Below are 16,680 nucleotides of genomic sequence, written 5' to 3'. Positions count from 1 at the left end.
ATAGTGTTTTTATATAAATTTGATAATAGTTGTTATAATCTTAAAATTACTTATTAAAAAAATATATTTAATTATAGTTTATGTATTTTTATAAATTATGTAATAGGTAAAATAATATATAGAATGTTTAATGGAAGATGAAAGGTGGCTAAGATTTAAATTAAGTATATATACTATAAAAATAAACAAAGTTTAGTTTTAGACTGATTTATATTAAGTATATTAAGTATATTTTATAAATTTGATTTTAAAAGCATATAAGAGTATTAAGTTATAGAATAATTCTTACTAGCATAAAAATAGTGTTATAATAAACACATGATTGATTGTCAAAAAAAGGAGAATCAGCATGAATGAAAACTATTTAGAAACAAAAGAATTTTTGTTTGAGAAGTATAAAAAAATGACTTTAAGTAAAAAAGAGTGCGCAAGTATTCTTGGAGTATCAACTCCGACACTAGATAGATTAACAAAAAATAAGAAGATAGACTCTATGGGTGTATCTTGTTATGTATTATTTTCCATTGAAAAAATAGCTAAAGTTGTATCAAAAAAAAAAGGGGGGGGGTAAATCTTTAAAATGAGATTTAACCTACTTTAGCAATTCATATAATAGCAAATATTCTATTTTTGAAATTGTTTCTTGAATATATTTAAACACTTACTCTTCATTAGTTAGGCAGTATTTTTCTTTGTTAGAATTTAAATACACAATATTCTTTCCTTGAAATTCACACTCTAAAAATTTAATATATCACCTATTTAGCAAAACAATATCACTTTTTTACACATTTTTACAATAAAATACAAAGTATGTGCAAAAGTATGTGCAAATGAAAAAATATTTCATTAAAGTATGGATATTTAGGGGTTTGGTTAGCAAATTACATGGCGACCTCGGGCACCATTTGTTTTTTACTCCCAAGTGTTTTTTTGGCAAATTATATTCAAAATATTAAAAAAGAGTTTTTATTTTCATTAACAAATCACACCTGCTAAATCTATCATTTACCTACTTCAACCTCACATTCATAATCATATTAGATAAAAAGATACTATCTTTATCAAAGCTTTTTAAGTTATATTCTAGTTTTAAGTATCTTTTTTGTATATCTTGCATTAAAGTTGAAAGATTGTATAAACTTAAACTTTCTAATATATTTATAAGTTCTATCTTGCTTAAAGTATTAAAATCATTTAACAAGCTAAGATAATTACTTATAATAGAAGAAGAATTGATATTGTGAAATACAATTTTATTTTTTATATCTTCTTTAATAAAAAATTGATTATTTTTTATATAAAAATAATCTTTAAGATGATGATTACTTAATATTTGATTATAAAAACTTAAAAGACTTTCTTTACTATTTAAGTCTATAAAATTTAAAAATATATTTTCTTTTAATAATACTTCTTGTAATTCTTTTAAGTTTTTAAAAGCTTGATTTATACTAGAAGTATTTTTTAAAGCATAAATGATATTTTCATCTTTAGAAATTGTTCTATTTATATTATATTGCAATAAAGGATTTTTATAAAGTGTATCACTATTGATTAAGATATTGATATGAAAAGATTCTTTACTTTTATTAGTTAATTGAAGCAAAGATATAACATCTTTTATAACTTGTAAAATATCATTTGCTACTTCACCATAGCCCCAAGTAAAGATAATATGATTATCATCTATATTTGTAGCACCAAATAATAAAGAAGGTGCAAAAATTAAAGCACTAAGGAATAAAATGTAAAATCTTTTCATCAATTGTATTAAAGAAGTTAAAGAGTTTGTTTGATATAATTATATTAAGGGTTTAAGCCGCAGGCTGACCCCCTACGGCTAAATTGTGAAACCCCTGAAAGGAGGTAACTCAATGAGGTTCGTAAAGCTCATTTTAGTGGTTATTATACTACTTTGCCTATTTATAGTCAAGATATATTAACCAAGCCCCTTTTTGGGGCAACTAGAGTGAGCTACCTGCGGTACCAAACAAACTTTTAACTAAACTCTATCTCCTTTCTATAGTTTTATTTTTCTTTTTAATTAGTAGGTTTTCTTGTTAAATTCTCAAGATTGCTTTCAATCTTTTCTTGTATTTTTATAGAATCAGCTTGTATTTTATCCACATCAATACTTCCAACAATATCAGCAATAAAATCACTTAAATCTATTTCACTAAAATCTAACTTTTGAAATTCTTCTGGAGTAAATCCTCTACAATCAGGACTTTTTGGAGAACCCCAACCTCTTTTAATTTGTGGGCGTCCTTGCTCATTAAATATTCTTGCTAATTTTGAATTAAAACAACAGTGTGTTTTTTTATGCTGAATACAACCTATGAATTTAATTTTTTTAGAGCAATATTCACCAACTTCTACACATCTATTTTGCTTATTGAGTTTTGCTAGCTTTTTTTCATCTTCTTTACAAGGTACAAGCCCTATAAATACTTTATCTTTATCACAGCAACCACCCCCAGTTAAACCAAAAATTTGTCTTTAGAGCGACATCTATTATCTTTTCCATTAAAGATAAAAATTTGTCCTCCACAAGAACCATCATCTTCCCAACCATTATTATTTTCATCATTAATACCAACTTGAGTATCATCATCTTCAATATCGCTAGCACCTTCTATGCAAGGAAACGGAGAACATTGATACTTATTATCTGTTAAAACACATTCTCTTTCTTCATTAAATGGACATACCTTCCTACTTTTAACACAATTGTTTGCAGGTGGTATTGAAGAATTACAAGTATCATTAAAACTATCATTGTTAGAATCTATCGCTAGATTATCTAAGCTTTTGGAATGGTAATTTCAATAAACGATATGTTGTCACAGCATATACTAGAAATCCAAAATAAAGTAGTATATTGTGAAACTCAAAAAATTAGCAGATAAAATCACTCACTTAACTCATTAATTTTATCCATATTGATCTCACATTGCTTATAGTGATAAAAAAGCTCACTATAAGCTTTTAATATATCTTTTTCATCTTGCACTATAGGTTTATGCGCTCTATCAAATTCTAAAAGCTCATTTGGTATTTGCACTTTTTGAATTTGTATTTTGGTTAGTACTTGTGTTTTGCTCCCACAGCCTATCAAGCATAGTATTAAAAAGCTTAGTAGTGTTAGTTTCATTGCTTTTGGATATATAGTTTTTAACATCATCAACCCTTGCTTTGATTTGACTTTTTTGAGTATTTGCATAAAAGAGTGCTTTTAGGCTCTTGTTCGTGTCTTATTTTAAGCTCTCTAGTAATCCTTGTGAGTTCATTATTTACACCCAAAGCTAAATTTAAATCACTTTGACTTTTTTCTAATTTTGCTTGAGTGCTATCTAGCTTAAGATATAAAAACACATTAAGTATAAGCATTAAGGCTAAAGCAATATAAAGCTTTGTATTGTTAAATAAAAGATTTATCATTTCTTGTTTTAGAAGTTTAAGTAAGATTTGAGTATAATTTCAAAGGGTGGAACACCAAAGGTGGCCACCTTTGGTGTTAATCAACACTCAGTTAGGTGGTGATTAAATTGAACCATAAAATTCTAGTAATAATTATACTACTTTGTATAATTATAGTCAAGGCTTATTAGCTTTGATTTCCCCTTTAAAAGGGGAGCTAGAATACCACCTTTGGCCTACTTAAATTTTTATCTCCTTTCTAAAATTTATTTGTGATTTCTAATTTTATATTTGATAAATCTTGTTAATATAGCAAATCATATAATTTTTTACAAGCTTGTCTGCTTTGTCCTATACTTTCATCGCTCTTAGTTAAACCTAGTAAAATACAACCTTTTGTATTCTAATAATTATATATTTATCATCTTTTACTCTCAAATATTATTTTCTAAATAAACTTTCATTTCCAAACTATAAGTCTTGCAGCGTTTATAAACTAGACTTTATTTGTTTATAAAGCAATTGTTGTTAATATTTTAAAAAAATTTAGAGAAAAATCATGAAAGATCTTAAAAAATACATTGCAAATTCCAAACTAACACGCCTTGAAGTTTTATATGAAAAATTAGTAAAGTCTGAAAATGGCATAACCATAAAAGAGCTAGCCCAAGAACTCAATGTAAGCGCTAAAACCATAAAAAGAGATATGCAAGGGGTTTTTGAGCCTATAGGGCTTATTAAAAATGGAAGAAAATGGCGTATCGATACAAGCAAAGACATTCAAGAGCAAGATGATGAAAAAATAATCCTTGAAGTGCTTGATACCATGGCAAAAAGTGCTGGAAACAGCTTTTATGCTAAGGCTCATCCCCTACTTTCTAAACTTTCTCAAAATATCTCTAACCCCATCCATACTAGCCTAGATGCAGAAAAGCTAGAAGAAAAAGACTTAAGCAATTTTCAAATTCTTGAACAAGCCATCAACACCAAAACACAAATTGTCTTTAAATATGAAAATAAACTTTTCCAAGTAAAACCTTTAAAACTAGCTTTTTTTAGTGGCTTTTGGTATTTGCTTGCTTTTGATATGAAAAAACGTGATATTTTCAAAAAATTTTATTTAAAAAATATCCAAAACATCACCCTAACCCAAGAGCATTTTCAAACCGATGAGAGTTTAGAAGTAAAACTTCAAAGAGTAAATTCTATATGGTTTAGCCTTGATAAGCCTTTTACGGTAAGGCTTTTAGTAGAAGAACCTGTGCGAAAATACTTTGAAAGAAAACCTCTAAATTCACAAATCATCACCGGCAAAGACAAAGATGGCTCCATAGAAATAGAGCTTGAGATAACTCATGAAATGGAAATTTTACCTTTAGTGTATTATTACATACCTTATGTAAAGGTTTTAGAACCTGATTTCATAGCAAATAAAGTCAAAGAAGTAGTTGGAGAATACCTTGATCAAATAAGCAAATGATTGCTTATTTGTTTGGTTTTAATTCATTGTTTATATTTTCTAAAGCGCTTTTTATAGTTTCTTTATTTAAAAACTCTTCTAAAATTTTGGAAAATTCTGTCATCCAATTGCCATGATTATTTATTAGCCAATACGCAAAAGCATATTTTTCTTTAAAGTTAAAATTTTCAAATACATCATAGTAATAATGATCACCACTTCTGCGGATATTATCATTTCTTATATTTGAGTTTTGAAAGAATTCTTTATATTTTTCATCCTCTTCATTACAATTAATTTTAAAAGTCAATCCAAAATTATCATAATCACCTTTTCCAAAAAAAACACCCACACTAGGCCACACATCATTATCATCTTCATAAATTTTTGGATAAAAATCAAACCAATCGTAATTAACTCTTTTCTCATCAAGCTTATATCCAAACCATTTTTCATCACATATAGTTCGTTCTTTTTCAAATTCTTTTTCAAGCTCATTAAAAAAATCATTTACTAATTCTTCACAAATTTCATCCCATTTCTCTCTTACTATTTCTTTTGCTTTTTTATATTTATCATTATCCACATCTTTAAAATCACTTTTATTTTTAGTATATCTATACAAAGCCTTAGTATTTTTTAAATTTTCTTTACTTTCTTTTAGAAAATTTAATACATAATCCCTAGCTACATATTCATCTGTTACATACCATTCTAAAATGTTTTTATACTGATTTAAAGTAAAAATCACATTTTGCATATCATTTTTAAATTTTTTATCAATTTCATTGTTTTTAACTTTATTCTCACACACACCTATACAAGCATTAATCCACTCTTTTATCCATTTATAATCTAATTTTAAATAATAACTCATTTTTTTATCATAGCCATCATATATAAGATCATCATTTATTTTAAATCCATTTCTTGTGCCTAAGCTATACTTACTAGGCTCGGCTTCTTCATTTTTATGCAAATAAATAGTAAGTATATTTTCATGAAAATCATCTATGTTTTTACCTTTTTCTCTTATGTATTTTATGTAGTCTTTGAGTTGATTTGGCTGATCTTTTGCATAAAGTTTATTTTCTATGATGATATATCTTTTATCTTTTAAACTTATAAGTATATCGATCCTTCTATTATCTTTTACACAAGCTTCTGTTTCTACTCTTTCTATGTCATGAGCTGTAAGATTTTTAAATTTACCAGCCTTTGTATATCTTCCAAGCTTTTTTAGAAACTCATTTGCAAAAAACTCTTGATAATGATCACCATGCGGATCGAACAAATAAGCTATAAATTTAGAATGATAATTTTCTTTATACTCAACTCCCAAAGCTTCAAAAATATTTATATCACTCATGCCTTTTTTGGTATTTTCTTCAAATTTATCATTAACACTTAATAATTCTTCAATAAAATTTTTCATTCACAATGCCTTTAAAATAATTTTCACAATTATACTACAAAAATATAGACTACCATTGTCTGCTTTTTTAGCTATGATTTTTCAAATCATTCAAAAAAGGATTAAAAATGCTTCAAACCATGAAACACATCCTAACTCACACCGATGAGACTTTACTTGCAAAGAAATTTGGCTATAACAATGTAGAAAAATTTACTAAAACAAAAACTTTGTTTTTAAAATGCGAAAGCATACAAGAATGGCTTTTAAAAGGACATTATGATATGGTAAATTCCTCTTTAGAATTTATACAAAAATTTGATTTTATCTTAGATAAAGAAATTTTAAATTCAATTTTAGAACAAAGTATTTTATTAAAAGATAAACACATAAAATTACAAGAAACAAAAGCCATCATAAAAACAAATTTTAAACGTAAAAGCGAGCCTTTGCATACTTTGATGTTTTTATCTCATTTGCGCGTGCTTAATTTTCCTATTAGCAATGATATGCTCTATCTTGATAAAACGCAAATCATGCAAAAGCTCAAAGAACTTGCTATAAAGCATTATGAAAATTCACAAGGCAAATTAAAGCTTTGGGGATATATCTTACAATATGACATTATTTATGATGATGAGTTGTTAGTTTTAAGCATGCAAAAGAGCGATGAATGATAGCCATTTCTACACTTTTATCATCAAAACATAAAAGAATTTATCAAAATCTTGTGCGAAATTTTACTAAATTTAACATCACTTTTAAAGAAATTCCAAGTAATGATATATGGTTAAGAGGTTTCATGCCTTTAGTGTATGAAAATACGGCGACAAGCTATATTTATGATCCTGATTATCTTAGAAATTATCCGCATTTAAAAACCACTATAAAACCTCTAAAAAATCACTTAAATTTAATCCTTGATGGAGGTAATTTCATAAGAAAACATGATGTTGCCTTTATGTGTGAGAAAATTTTTAGCCAAAATCCAACACTTAGCAAGGAAAGCATTATCCATACTTTAAAACAAAGCCTAAATTTAAAACACATAGTCTTTTTACCAAGACTAGCTTATGATAGATACGCACATAGTGATAGTATGGTAAGATTTATAAGTAAAGATCATGTGTTAATCAATGATTTTTCTTTAGAAAATGTGCAATTTTTTGAGAAATTAAACACCGCTTTAAAAAATTTTAAAGTTACAAAAATGAGCTATTCTAAAGAATTTATGCAAAAATACAAATGGGGTGCGTATTTAAATTTTTTAGAGTTTGATAAGGTGATTTTTGTGCCAACTTATGATATAGATGAGGATGAGAGGGTTTTAAGCATTTTGCAAAATATCTATAAAAATAAACAAATCATAGGTATACATCTAAAACCTATTATCAAAAAAGGTGGAGCCTTGCATTGCATTAGTGCTAATATTTTACAATGATTAAATTTATTTAAAGGATTAAAATGGAAAATCAAACATTAGAAGAAAAATTTGAAGAGCTTTATCTAAAAAGTGCTTTATCAGAATGGGATAAAGCGATAAACGAACTTAAAAATTTTGATGAAAAAGAAGTAAAGAGCGAACTAAAGAAAAAGCATAAGTTACTTAAAGACTATATAGTTTTTAAGTTAAATGAGTTGTATGGAGAATTTGATAATGAAAAATACGATAAACTTTACCAAAAAATGCAAGAAATTGAAAATGATTGCAACCTAAGAAGTAAATACAATTCTCTAAAAAATAAAAATAACATTAAAGAACCATTCAACGGAATTGATAATTTTATATCATGGTATAAAAAACAAGAAAAAAAATGTTATTACTGCGAAATAGCACAAAGTGATCTAAATAATTTATTTGGAGATAGCAAACCTATAAATTCCAAAAAGCGTGCCTTCAATGGTAAATTGCAAATCGAAAGATTAGATCCAGATAAAGGCTACAATGAAGAAAATTGTGTTTTAGCCTGCTGTATTTGCAATAATGCAAAAAGCGATATGATAAGTACTAGTGACTTTAAAGATTATTTTAGCGAGAGTATCAAAAAATTTTATAGTGCATTATTAGAAAAAACACCAAATAATTCTCATAACTAGACAACTAAAGTCTAGTTATTTTGTTTATAATTACATTATATATCTTAGTTTAAAGGTTTATAATGCAAACAAATACTTCTACTCTTACTCACATTGCGGATTTTGATTATTACTCACATAATGTAAAAGTCATCTCACTACACGCACAAATGCTCTCAAACAACAAGCAAATCAAAAAAGATTTTTACAGCGAATTTGAGGAAATACTAGAAAAAGATAATAAAATCCCTAGTTTTATCTACAAACAATACTCCAAATTTATCTATCCTAGCTTTTTAAAGAAAAATCTAAGTTATCTTAAAAAATACTTAAATTTTACTCAAGCAGAATGTGATGTGTTTGCATTTTTTTACTATGCAAACAAAGGTAGATTTGCTTTACACCAAGGTTATAGCACTGCTTTAGGCAAAAAAATCATAGAAAAAATTTTCAACCACACTTCAAAAGATGTCAATAAAGCCTTAAGTGATGATTCTATGCTTTTTAAACTAGATGCCTTGTGCTATTATGATAGTGATGCCTTTGGTATAGATGTAAATAATTTTGAAAGCATTTTCACTCAAGATATTAGCAAAACTACACTTATGGGTGAGTTTTCTTATTTTTTACCTAAAACTAGACTAAATTTGAGTGATTTTGACTATATACAAGAAGAATTAAATACTATCATTACTTTTTTAAAAAAAACGCCAAAAGGGGAATATTTTTATATATGGAAAAGCAGGTGTGGGCAAAAACGAGCTTAGCGCACTCATAGCTAAAGAGCTTGGAAAAGAAGCATTGTGCGTTAAAGATTGTGAAAATGATAAAAAATCAAGTAGAATTTCAAATTTTTACGCACTTAAAAAGATACTCAATCCAAAAAAGCAAATAATAGTCTTTGATGAGTGTAAAGATAGCCTTTGCTATGATTCTTTAAAAGAAAAATTAAAAATCAATAAAATCTTAGATGAAGAAAATGGCGTTTGTGTGTTTTTATCAAATTCTAAAGACATGGATGAGGCGTATTTGAGGCGTTTTGATGTGATTTTAGAGCTTGAAAGTATGCCTAAAGAAAAGAAAATTCAAAATATAAAAAAGTTATTCAATAAGAAAAATATAAAAATAGATGAAGCCATTATAGAAAATATAGCTTCTCATCCTGAACTTTCTCAAGGGGTTATTTTAAAATGTGCAAATAATGCTAAGATCTTTAAAGGCAAAAGCCAAGAAGTATTTGTAAGATTGATCAATGAAAATTTAAAAGCAAGATCACTTCAGGACATTTCAATGCCAAAAAAAGACAAAAAATACGATTTAAGCTTGATAGAATGTGATTTAAATTTACAAGAACTAATAAACAATATCGATAAAAATTCAAGTTTGAGAATTTTAAGCTATGGCATAGCAGGTAGTGGAAAAAGCGAGTTTGTCAAAGAACTAGCCAATGTTTTAAATAAAACTTTACATTCTTATAAACTTAGCGATATTTTAGATCCTTTTGTGGGCAATAATGAAAAAAATATCGCAAACATTTTCAAAAAAGCTGCTAATGATAATGCTATCTTGCAGCTTGATGAAATCGATGCGTTAATTTATAGTAGAGACGAAGCAAATAAAAGCTGGGAAAAAAGCTTAGTCAATGAAATGCTTATGCAAATGGAAAATTTTGAAGGTATTTTCATAGCTTCTACAAACTACCTACAAAACCTTGATAAAGCTAGCATAAGAAGATTTGATCTAAAGATAGAATTTCAAGCACTAAAGCAAGAAAAACTTTTAAATGCTTTTGAATTTTTTGCTAAAGAATTAAATTTAAGCTTTGATAAAAAGCAAATTGCAAAAAGACTCTTAAGGCTTCAAAATATTTGTTTGGGCGATTTTGCACTAATTCTTAGACAAAATAAAATTTTTAAAATCAAAAACGCCGATGAGTTTTTAGAAAAATTAGAAAAAGAATCAAAACTCAAATCAGATGATGAAAAAATCAATATGGGATTTTTATAAAAAGGATAAAACTATGAACATAACACTTCAAGGAACATTACACAAAAGCTTTATGTTTGGATTTAATGATATAAAAGCAAAAGAACACATTAAAGCATTGTATGAAACAAACAATGATGAGTTTAATTTCCAAACACAAATTCAAAACACAGAAAATATACAACTACTAAGCCAAAGTTATCATTTAGAAAATGGATATTTTTTAGATGTAAATACTCAAAGCAAACTTTTGTCTTTTGAAAATTTTTTAAGTCAAAATTATGCGGATTTTAAACATTTTTATGTTGTTGATTTTATAAAACATAATGCAAAAATACACTATAAATTAAAAAAAACAAACACAAAAAGCAAACTCTATCATCTTGCAAGCGCATATGCCTTTCCTAAAAATGGCTGGATAGATAAAAAAATGCTAAACATCAACGACATCTCACCTTATCAAAACATGCTTATAGAAGGGTTATTTTATATTAAAGAGCAAGAATTGCTAGAAATTATAAAACAAAATGAAAATTTGATAAGAAATAATTTTTATTTAAAAGATTATGATTTTTCAAAAGGTTTAAAAAAACTTTTAGATGTGAGTTTGGATATTTTATTTGCTAATATTAGCACGAAAAATTTTAAACCCTATAAACTAGAAATAAACTCTATCGCTCACGAGGATATAGAAAGAAGGTTTCTTTTACTAAGCTACTAAAATGATTGTTTTAGTAGCTCTTTGATCCTTTCTATAAATTGCGCTTCTTTTTGGGTAATATACTCAAGAGTGATTTCTTTATCTTGACTATCTTCAAGAAAAATTCCATCAATTATAAATTTATACTCATCTGAAAGGATAGAATTTTCACTATGGCATTTTTCTTTTTCAAATTCTTGCATAGGATATAAAAGTCCACCTAAAAGCACCTTGCCTATCTTTTGATAATACCCCATATAAGTATGAATTTGAAACAAATCATTTCTGTCTAAATCTCCCATGCCATTTTGGCTTCTACCTTCCATTTTCATTCTTTTATATTTAGTATCAAAAACCATGTATGTATCATCTTTAGACAAAACAATATCAGGTATTATATAGCGTTTATAAAAGCTATTTTTATAAATTTCAAGCTTTGGAGAATCAACCATATATTCTTCAAAATTTTTTCTTAAAAGTTTGCTTATATAAATTTCAAAAAGCTCTGCTATATTAACGATAAAACCATAACTTTTTTGATCATTTTTATTTTTACTAGTGAAATTTTGACTTTCTATGATCATTTTTGCGTATTTTAAAAGCTCTTTGTAGTTTTGATAGTTTTGATTTCTCAAGGCTTTGCTAGAAAAGGCTTTGTTTAAACTTTCTTTTATAAAACAATGCTCGCTTTTATTTTGCACTAAATAGGTTTTTATATGCTTTACATTTTTTAAAAAGCCTGAATTTTTCTTTTCTATGACTTCTAATGCTTTATATAATACATTAATAATATGCACATCCTCTATTTGCTCTCTTGTTTTTGTAGCAACCTTTGCTTTTAAAGGGATATTGTGTTTTATAAATTCAACCATATCGATATTTCCCTTAAAGCGCAAATCGTTGTATTTTTTACTTTGATAATTTTTAGGCAAACCTATCAAAAAACTTTTTTCAAGTTTTTGCACAAAGATATAAAAAAGTATAAACTCACTTATATTGCTTTCCTTTTTTACATCTTGATAAATACTCACATCATCAACAAATACATCATTAGCATAATTTAGCATTCTTTCTAAAAACTTCTTGCCAAACCTGGAATTTATCTCAACTTCCAAACCATTATAAGAAATTTTTCCTATATAATTTCCACTAGTGATTTGTTTTTTGTTTTCTTCAATCGTTCGTAATGAAATGATAGGATTTTTAGTATTTTTGCTTAAAATTTTTTCATCATCATTGAAAAAAGAAAAGAAATTTCCATTTTTTATAAAATCTTCAAAATACAAATCAAAATCTTGTATTCTTGAAGATTTTTGATCTATTTCTATAAAGCTATTATCATTTATTTTTATCATCGTTTTTTTCTATAACAAAAAGTTTTTTTAAATTATCCAAGTGTGTTTGTATTTCTTTTTCATTATATTCGCTTCTTAAATACTCTTTTATAAGCGCTTCAAAGCGGTTGCTAAAAAGTTTTTTCATATCACTATCTTTAATCTCATCATTTTTAAATTCAACTTTTAGAAAATAAGAATGTCCAAGTTGATATTTTTCACCTATATCTTTACTAATTTTTTTGTTTAATTTTTGACAAGCTTGTGTGTATTCTTCAATATTATTTGCATAAATTTCATCTCTTATTACATTATAATCACACTCCATTTCTTGCCATATAAAGCGTCTTCTAAGCGCTAAGTCAAAACTATCTATACTTTTATCTAAATCATTCATAGTTCCTAAGAAAAATACATTTTCAGGCACATAAAAATCCTCATCATCTCTCATAGAGGCATATTGTGTTTTTATCTTACCTTTTTCTCCTCTATACTCAAGCGCATAAAGTAATTCTCCAAAAACCCTAGATAATTCCGCACGGTTAATCTCATCAGCTATGAAAAAATACCCATGATCACTTAGAGCTTCATTAAAATTTCCTTTTTCGAGTTTTTCCAAAAATCCTTTTTCTTCTTCTTTTGCTTTATCACAAAATTCTCTAAAAATTCCATTTTTAAGCTCAAGTTTTAATTGTCCATTTTCAATCCCTGCAGGTTTAATACCTTCTATAAAATCCTCATAAGAAAAACTTGGGTGAAATTGAGTAATGAGCATTTGATTTTCATTTTTAATGATATTTTTTACATTATTTACTATAGTGTAGGTTTTTCCAGTTCCAGGAATTCCATGAAAAATGATGTTTTTATGCGTTTTTAAAAGCTTTTTAAAGCCTTCTAAATCATTGCTTTTTATATCTGCTTTGCCACATAAATTTGCAAAATCATAAGCTGCTTTGTAAAGTTTATAATACGCACTTTGATCTAAATCATTTTCAGCTAATTTTTCTTTTGCAATCAAAGCCAAATCAGATTTTTTTATCTTATCAATCAAATTTAAAAATTGATCTAAAATATAGTATTTTGGAAGATTATATGAATTTTCATTTATTTTAAGTTCATCCAAAACAAAGTTAAAGTATATTTCTTCATTTCTAGTTTTAGTTGTCTCTTTTTTTATATCTTCAAGCTTCTTTTTTGAATCTTCATTTAGCATTTCAAAGATATATTTAGCCATATTTATCATAGCATCATTTGCAAGTGGAAATTTATCTTTATCAAATTGTAAAAAATATGCTAATTCTCTAGCAGTAGCTTTCATACCTTCTACTTTTTTAAGTTTTTCAAATAGTTCTGTTAAATTGCTACTATCATTTGCTGCTTTGTTTATTGTTTTAAGATTCTCAACTAATTTTGTTTCATCTTTTAATAAATTTGTAGCATTACCTTGCATTCTAGCACTATTTATACTTTTGTCCCACCATTTTTCAAAAATACCTTTTTTAAAATTACCTTGATTGAAATCTATCTTGTCTATTTTTTTACCAAATGTTTCGCTAAATTTATTCACAATTTCGCTTTTTGTTCGTAAAAATTTTCCATTTTCATAAAATTTAATATGAATAGTATCTTTATCACCAAAATATTGTAAATATTCCTTAAAAGCTTTTTTTAATGTACCAAATGTATCACCATTTTCTTTATAAATGTTTTTGGTTAATTTTTCAAATTTTGTTTTAATATCTTCATTTTTTAAAATCTCTTCTTTTCTCTCCCTACCAAATTTAGTATGATAAATATAGCATTTATCTTTATCAAAAAAATAACCAAAATTTTTATCTTTAATTGCATTTAAACTAGTTTTTAAATCACTCATAGTTTTCCTTAGTTTTGATTTTTATAATTATAACTTAATTTTTGCATTGTTAATTATACCAAAATAAAAAATTTAAAATAGACAAACACAGTCCACTAAAATAAATTACAATTGTAAAATAAAAATATCAAGTCATGGAGGTGTTAAAAAATAAAAATCAAATTTAAAATAACAAATCAAAAACAAAGGAATAAAATGAAAAAACTATTTTTAATTTTAAGCATATTAATGTGTATATGCTTTACTTTTACTAATGCTGAAGTAAATTATACAACAGCACAACAAGATATAACAATAGAAAAAACCATAGATAACAATACAAGCACAAAAATAGCTCAAGAAGATTATACCAATACAATAATCATCACCATAGCTATCTTAATATATATCATCATAGCTGCAGTGCTTGTGTATTATGGATTAAAAGGCAAGGTAGTTATATATAGAAATACAATAGATCTTAGCTTGTGTGTTGGATTATTTGCTGTATTGCCTTTAGCCTTTATAATCTTTATGACATTATTTCTAATGCGAATAGAAAGAGATACTGCGCTAATGATTATGGGTGTCATTGCTTTTATATGGGCATGCGTTGTATTATATATAGCATACACAACACTAAGAGATAATCGTAACAATCCATTACTAATGATTTTAATACTACCTTTAAAAATAACATTAGGATTATGGTATGGACTTAGTATTTTTGCAGTTTTGAGAAAAAGCAATCTTAAAACCGTAGCGCAAAGAAGAGAAGAAAAACAAAATGCGTTAGCACGCTTTGTTTTTTTCAAGCGGACTAATTTATGCTCTAATGTGAGATAAACCTTTGAAGAAATAATACTCTAGCCTATTTTAAAAAAATAGACTAAAATTCAAATAAAACAACAAAAAAAGGTAAATAATGTTTTTTTCAAAATCAAGATACACAAGAGGCACACAATGTGCTAAGTCTTTATGGCTAAAAACTTACAAAGATGAAGTACTAAGTACCCCAGAGAATACTTCAGATAAATTTAAAACTGGTAACAAAGTAGGCGAGCTAGCTTGTGAGCTTTTTCCAAATGGAGTAAAGATAGAGTTTGAAGACAGTTCTTTTGATGAAAAATACGAACAAACTAAGAAATTATTAGAAAATAACCAAGAGGTAATTTACGAAGCTACTTTTTGCTATGATGGTATTTTGATCATGATAGATATTTTACAAAATACTAAAGATGGTTTGATCATAAATGAAGTAAAAAGCTCTACATCTTTAAAAGATGTTTATATAGATGATTGTGCTTTGCAGTATTATGTTTTATCAAATTTAAATTATAAAATCAAACAAGTTAACCTGATACATTTAAACAATGAATACTATAGAGGTGATTTTCTTGATATAAATCAACTTTTTAAGTTCAATGACATCACAGATAAAGTTATCCAAAACCAAGAAGAAGTTAGAAAAAATTTAAAATACTTTGAAGAAATTTTAAGTAAAAATGAAGAGCCAAATATAGACATAGGAACACATTGTTTTGATCCTTATGAGTGCGATGGATATGAGTATTGTTGGGTTAAACAAAGAAATTTATGTGAAAACGAGAATGTTTTTAACATTTCAAGGCTTAATGCAAATAAAAAATTTGAACTCTATCAAAAAAATATAATCAATTTTAAAGATATAAAAGATCTATCTATCTTTAATGAAAATCAACAAATCCAAATCAAAGCTTCACTTAATAAAGAAATTCGCATAAACAAAGAAAATATTAAAGAATTTTTAAACACTTTAACTTATCCTATATATCATTTAGATTTTGAAACTTTTATGCAAGCTGTGCCTGAATTTAAAGGCGTAAAACCTTATATGCAAATACCTTTTCAATACTCTTTGCATATAGACTATAAAAACAAGTTAGAACATAAAGAATTTTTAAGCGAGTGCGGGATAGATCCAAGATATGAGCTTGCAAAAAATTTGATCAACGATATACCAAAAGATGCTTGCGTGCTAGCTTATAATGCTAGTTTTGAAAAAGGTGTGATAAGAAATTTAGCACTTATTTTTCCTGAATTTAGCGAGCATTTGTTAAATATAGAAAAAAATATCGAAGATCTTATGATACCTTTTAAAAATAAAGATTATTATCATTATAAAATGCAAGGGAGTTATTCTATAAAAAAAGTTTTACCAGCTCTAATCCCTGATATGGAGCAAGCTTATAAAAATTTAGGTTTAATCCAGAATGGAAGCGAAGCTATGAAAAGTTTTGAAACTATGCAAAATATGGATGAAAACAAAAGAAAAGCTTGCCGCCAAGCCTTGCTAGAATACTGCAAACTTGATACTTTAGCCATGGTAAAAATTTTAAAACATTTAGAAGAGCTTGTAAAATAATAACTATATTAAAAGCCACTGCTTAGAGTTTT

At 26.5% G+C, this 16,680-nt stretch carries 16 protein-coding genes and 1 pseudogene; 10 read left to right on the top strand and 7 right to left on the bottom strand.

The features are described 5' to 3' along the window. Positions 1-349: 349 nt before the first annotated feature. Complete coding sequence (locus L8W40_RS01155; RefSeq protein WP_263664473.1) at positions 350-571, top strand: hypothetical protein; 222 nt, start codon at positions 350-352, stop codon at positions 569-571. Between the two features lie 441 nt (positions 572-1,012). On the opposite strand, the gene L8W40_RS01150 is transcribed toward L8W40_RS01155, so the two are convergent. The 4 genes and pseudogenes from L8W40_RS01150 to L8W40_RS01135 all read right to left on the bottom strand — a co-directional run bounded on the left by L8W40_RS01150 (position 1,013) and on the right by L8W40_RS01135 (position 3,444). Further along, complete coding sequence (locus L8W40_RS01150; protein ID WP_263664472.1) at positions 1,013-1,765, bottom strand: hypothetical protein; 753 nt, start codon at positions 1,763-1,765, stop codon at positions 1,013-1,015. 278 nt (positions 1,766-2,043) lie between these two features. Further along, positions 2,044-2,448 (bottom strand): conjugal transfer protein TraN, encoded by a 405-nt coding sequence (traN, locus tag L8W40_RS01145; RefSeq protein ID WP_263664477.1) that lies wholly within the window; start codon positions 2,446-2,448, stop codon positions 2,044-2,046. 466 nt (positions 2,449-2,914) lie between these two features. Further along, the gene (locus L8W40_RS08090) at positions 2,915-3,067 is read right to left on the bottom strand and encodes a hypothetical protein (RefSeq protein ID WP_263664471.1); all 153 of its coding nucleotides are present in this window, start codon (positions 3,065-3,067) and stop codon (positions 2,915-2,917) included. Next, a pseudogene (locus tag L8W40_RS01135) lies at positions 3,051-3,444 on the bottom strand (hypothetical protein). The gene L8W40_RS08090 and the pseudogene L8W40_RS01135 overlap by 17 nt, the downstream one beginning before the upstream one ends. A 538-nt stretch (positions 3,445-3,982) precedes the next feature. Here L8W40_RS01135 and L8W40_RS01130 point away from each other — a divergent pair. Then, positions 3,983-4,903 (top strand): helix-turn-helix transcriptional regulator, encoded by a 921-nt coding sequence (locus tag L8W40_RS01130; protein WP_263664470.1) that lies wholly within the window; start codon positions 3,983-3,985, stop codon positions 4,901-4,903. A 4-nt stretch (positions 4,904-4,907) separates the two neighbouring features. Here L8W40_RS01130 and L8W40_RS01125 read toward each other — a convergent pair whose 3' ends face one another. Then, positions 4,908-6,317, bottom strand: coding sequence for a PD-(D/E)XK nuclease family protein (locus L8W40_RS01125; RefSeq protein WP_263664469.1), 1,410 nt, complete (start codon positions 6,315-6,317; stop codon positions 4,908-4,910). A gap of 107 nt (positions 6,318-6,424) precedes the next feature. On the opposite strand from L8W40_RS01125, the gene L8W40_RS01120 reads away from it, so the two are divergent. From L8W40_RS01120 to L8W40_RS01095, 6 genes are all read left to right on the top strand, one after another. Further along, entirely contained in the window at positions 6,425-6,973 is a 549-nt protein-coding gene (locus L8W40_RS01120) for a hypothetical protein (RefSeq protein ID WP_263664468.1), read from the top strand. After that, positions 6,970-7,737, top strand: a complete 768-nt coding sequence (locus L8W40_RS01115; RefSeq protein WP_263664467.1) for an agmatine deiminase family protein — start codon at positions 6,970-6,972, stop codon at positions 7,735-7,737. The genes L8W40_RS01120 and L8W40_RS01115 overlap by 4 nt, the downstream gene beginning before the upstream one ends. 23 nt (positions 7,738-7,760) lie before the next feature. Continuing rightward, positions 7,761-8,393: a hypothetical protein gene (locus L8W40_RS01110; RefSeq protein WP_263664466.1), complete on the top strand. Its 633-nt coding sequence runs from the start codon at positions 7,761-7,763 to the stop codon at positions 8,391-8,393. Between the two features lie 62 nt (positions 8,394-8,455). After that, positions 8,456-9,139, top strand: coding sequence for a hypothetical protein (locus L8W40_RS01105; protein WP_263664465.1), 684 nt, complete (start codon positions 8,456-8,458; stop codon positions 9,137-9,139). Next, positions 9,120-10,379 (top strand): ATP-binding protein, encoded by a 1,260-nt coding sequence (locus L8W40_RS01100; protein WP_263664464.1) that lies wholly within the window; start codon positions 9,120-9,122, stop codon positions 10,377-10,379. The genes L8W40_RS01105 and L8W40_RS01100 overlap by 20 nt, the downstream gene beginning before the upstream one ends. A 13-nt stretch (positions 10,380-10,392) precedes the next feature. After that, positions 10,393-11,079 (top strand): hypothetical protein, encoded by a 687-nt coding sequence (locus L8W40_RS01095; protein ID WP_263664463.1) that lies wholly within the window; start codon positions 10,393-10,395, stop codon positions 11,077-11,079. Here L8W40_RS01095 and L8W40_RS01090 read toward each other — a convergent pair. Continuing rightward, positions 11,076-12,413, bottom strand: coding sequence for an McrC family protein (locus tag L8W40_RS01090; RefSeq protein WP_263664462.1), 1,338 nt, complete (start codon positions 12,411-12,413; stop codon positions 11,076-11,078). The genes L8W40_RS01095 and L8W40_RS01090 overlap by 4 nt on opposite strands. After that, a complete protein-coding gene (locus tag L8W40_RS01085; RefSeq protein ID WP_263664461.1) occupies positions 12,397-14,265 on the bottom strand; it encodes an McrB family protein in 1,869 nt (622 codons plus the stop codon). The genes L8W40_RS01090 and L8W40_RS01085 overlap by 17 nt, the downstream gene beginning before the upstream one ends. 195 nt (positions 14,266-14,460) lie before the next feature. Here L8W40_RS01085 and L8W40_RS01080 point away from each other — a divergent pair, with 195 nt between their 5' ends. Together L8W40_RS01080 and L8W40_RS01075 are read left to right on the top strand one after the other, a co-directional pair. After that, positions 14,461-15,090: a hypothetical protein gene (locus tag L8W40_RS01080; RefSeq protein ID WP_263664460.1), complete on the top strand. Its 630-nt coding sequence runs from the start codon at positions 14,461-14,463 to the stop codon at positions 15,088-15,090. Between the two features lie 79 nt (positions 15,091-15,169). After that, entirely contained in the window at positions 15,170-16,648 is a 1,479-nt protein-coding gene (locus L8W40_RS01075; RefSeq protein WP_263664459.1) for a DUF2779 domain-containing protein, read from the top strand. The last annotated feature ends 32 nt before the right edge of the window (positions 16,649-16,680 follow it).

It is taken from the genome of Campylobacter sp. IFREMER_LSEM_CL1846, from assembly GCF_025772105.1.
GTDB lineage: Bacteria > Campylobacterota > Campylobacteria > Campylobacterales > Campylobacteraceae > Campylobacter_D > Campylobacter_D lari_D.
Note: the sequence above shows the minus strand (reverse complement) of the source record. Positions and strands in the feature narration are given on the sequence as shown.

What these genes read in the sequence shown, in the direction of transcription:
- L8W40_RS01155 (WP_263664473.1), top strand. Translation starts at nt 350, where the DNA reads ATGAATGAAAACTATTTAGAAACAAAAGAATTTTTGTTTGAGAAGTAT.
- L8W40_RS01150 (WP_263664472.1), bottom strand. Translation starts at nt 1,765, where the DNA reads ATGAAAAGATTTTACATTTTATTCCTTAGTGCTTTAATTTTTGCACCT.
- L8W40_RS01130 (WP_263664470.1), top strand. Translation starts at nt 3,983, where the DNA reads ATGAAAGATCTTAAAAAATACATTGCAAATTCCAAACTAACACGCCTT.
- L8W40_RS01125 (WP_263664469.1), bottom strand. Translation starts at nt 6,317, where the DNA reads ATGAAAAATTTTATTGAAGAATTATTAAGTGTTAATGATAAATTTGAA.
- L8W40_RS01120 (WP_263664468.1), top strand. Translation starts at nt 6,425, where the DNA reads ATGCTTCAAACCATGAAACACATCCTAACTCACACCGATGAGACTTTA.
- L8W40_RS01115 (WP_263664467.1), top strand. Translation starts at nt 6,970, where the DNA reads ATGATAGCCATTTCTACACTTTTATCATCAAAACATAAAAGAATTTAT.
- L8W40_RS01110 (WP_263664466.1), top strand. Translation starts at nt 7,761, where the DNA reads ATGGAAAATCAAACATTAGAAGAAAAATTTGAAGAGCTTTATCTAAAA.
- L8W40_RS01105 (WP_263664465.1), top strand. Translation starts at nt 8,456, where the DNA reads ATGCAAACAAATACTTCTACTCTTACTCACATTGCGGATTTTGATTAT.
- L8W40_RS01095 (WP_263664463.1), top strand. Translation starts at nt 10,393, where the DNA reads ATGAACATAACACTTCAAGGAACATTACACAAAAGCTTTATGTTTGGA.
- L8W40_RS01090 (WP_263664462.1), bottom strand. Translation starts at nt 12,413, where the DNA reads ATGATAAAAATAAATGATAATAGCTTTATAGAAATAGATCAAAAATCT.
- L8W40_RS01085 (WP_263664461.1), bottom strand. Translation starts at nt 14,265, where the DNA reads ATGAGTGATTTAAAAACTAGTTTAAATGCAATTAAAGATAAAAATTTT.
- L8W40_RS01080 (WP_263664460.1), top strand. Translation starts at nt 14,461, where the DNA reads ATGAAAAAACTATTTTTAATTTTAAGCATATTAATGTGTATATGCTTT.
- L8W40_RS01075 (WP_263664459.1), top strand. Translation starts at nt 15,170, where the DNA reads ATGTTTTTTTCAAAATCAAGATACACAAGAGGCACACAATGTGCTAAG.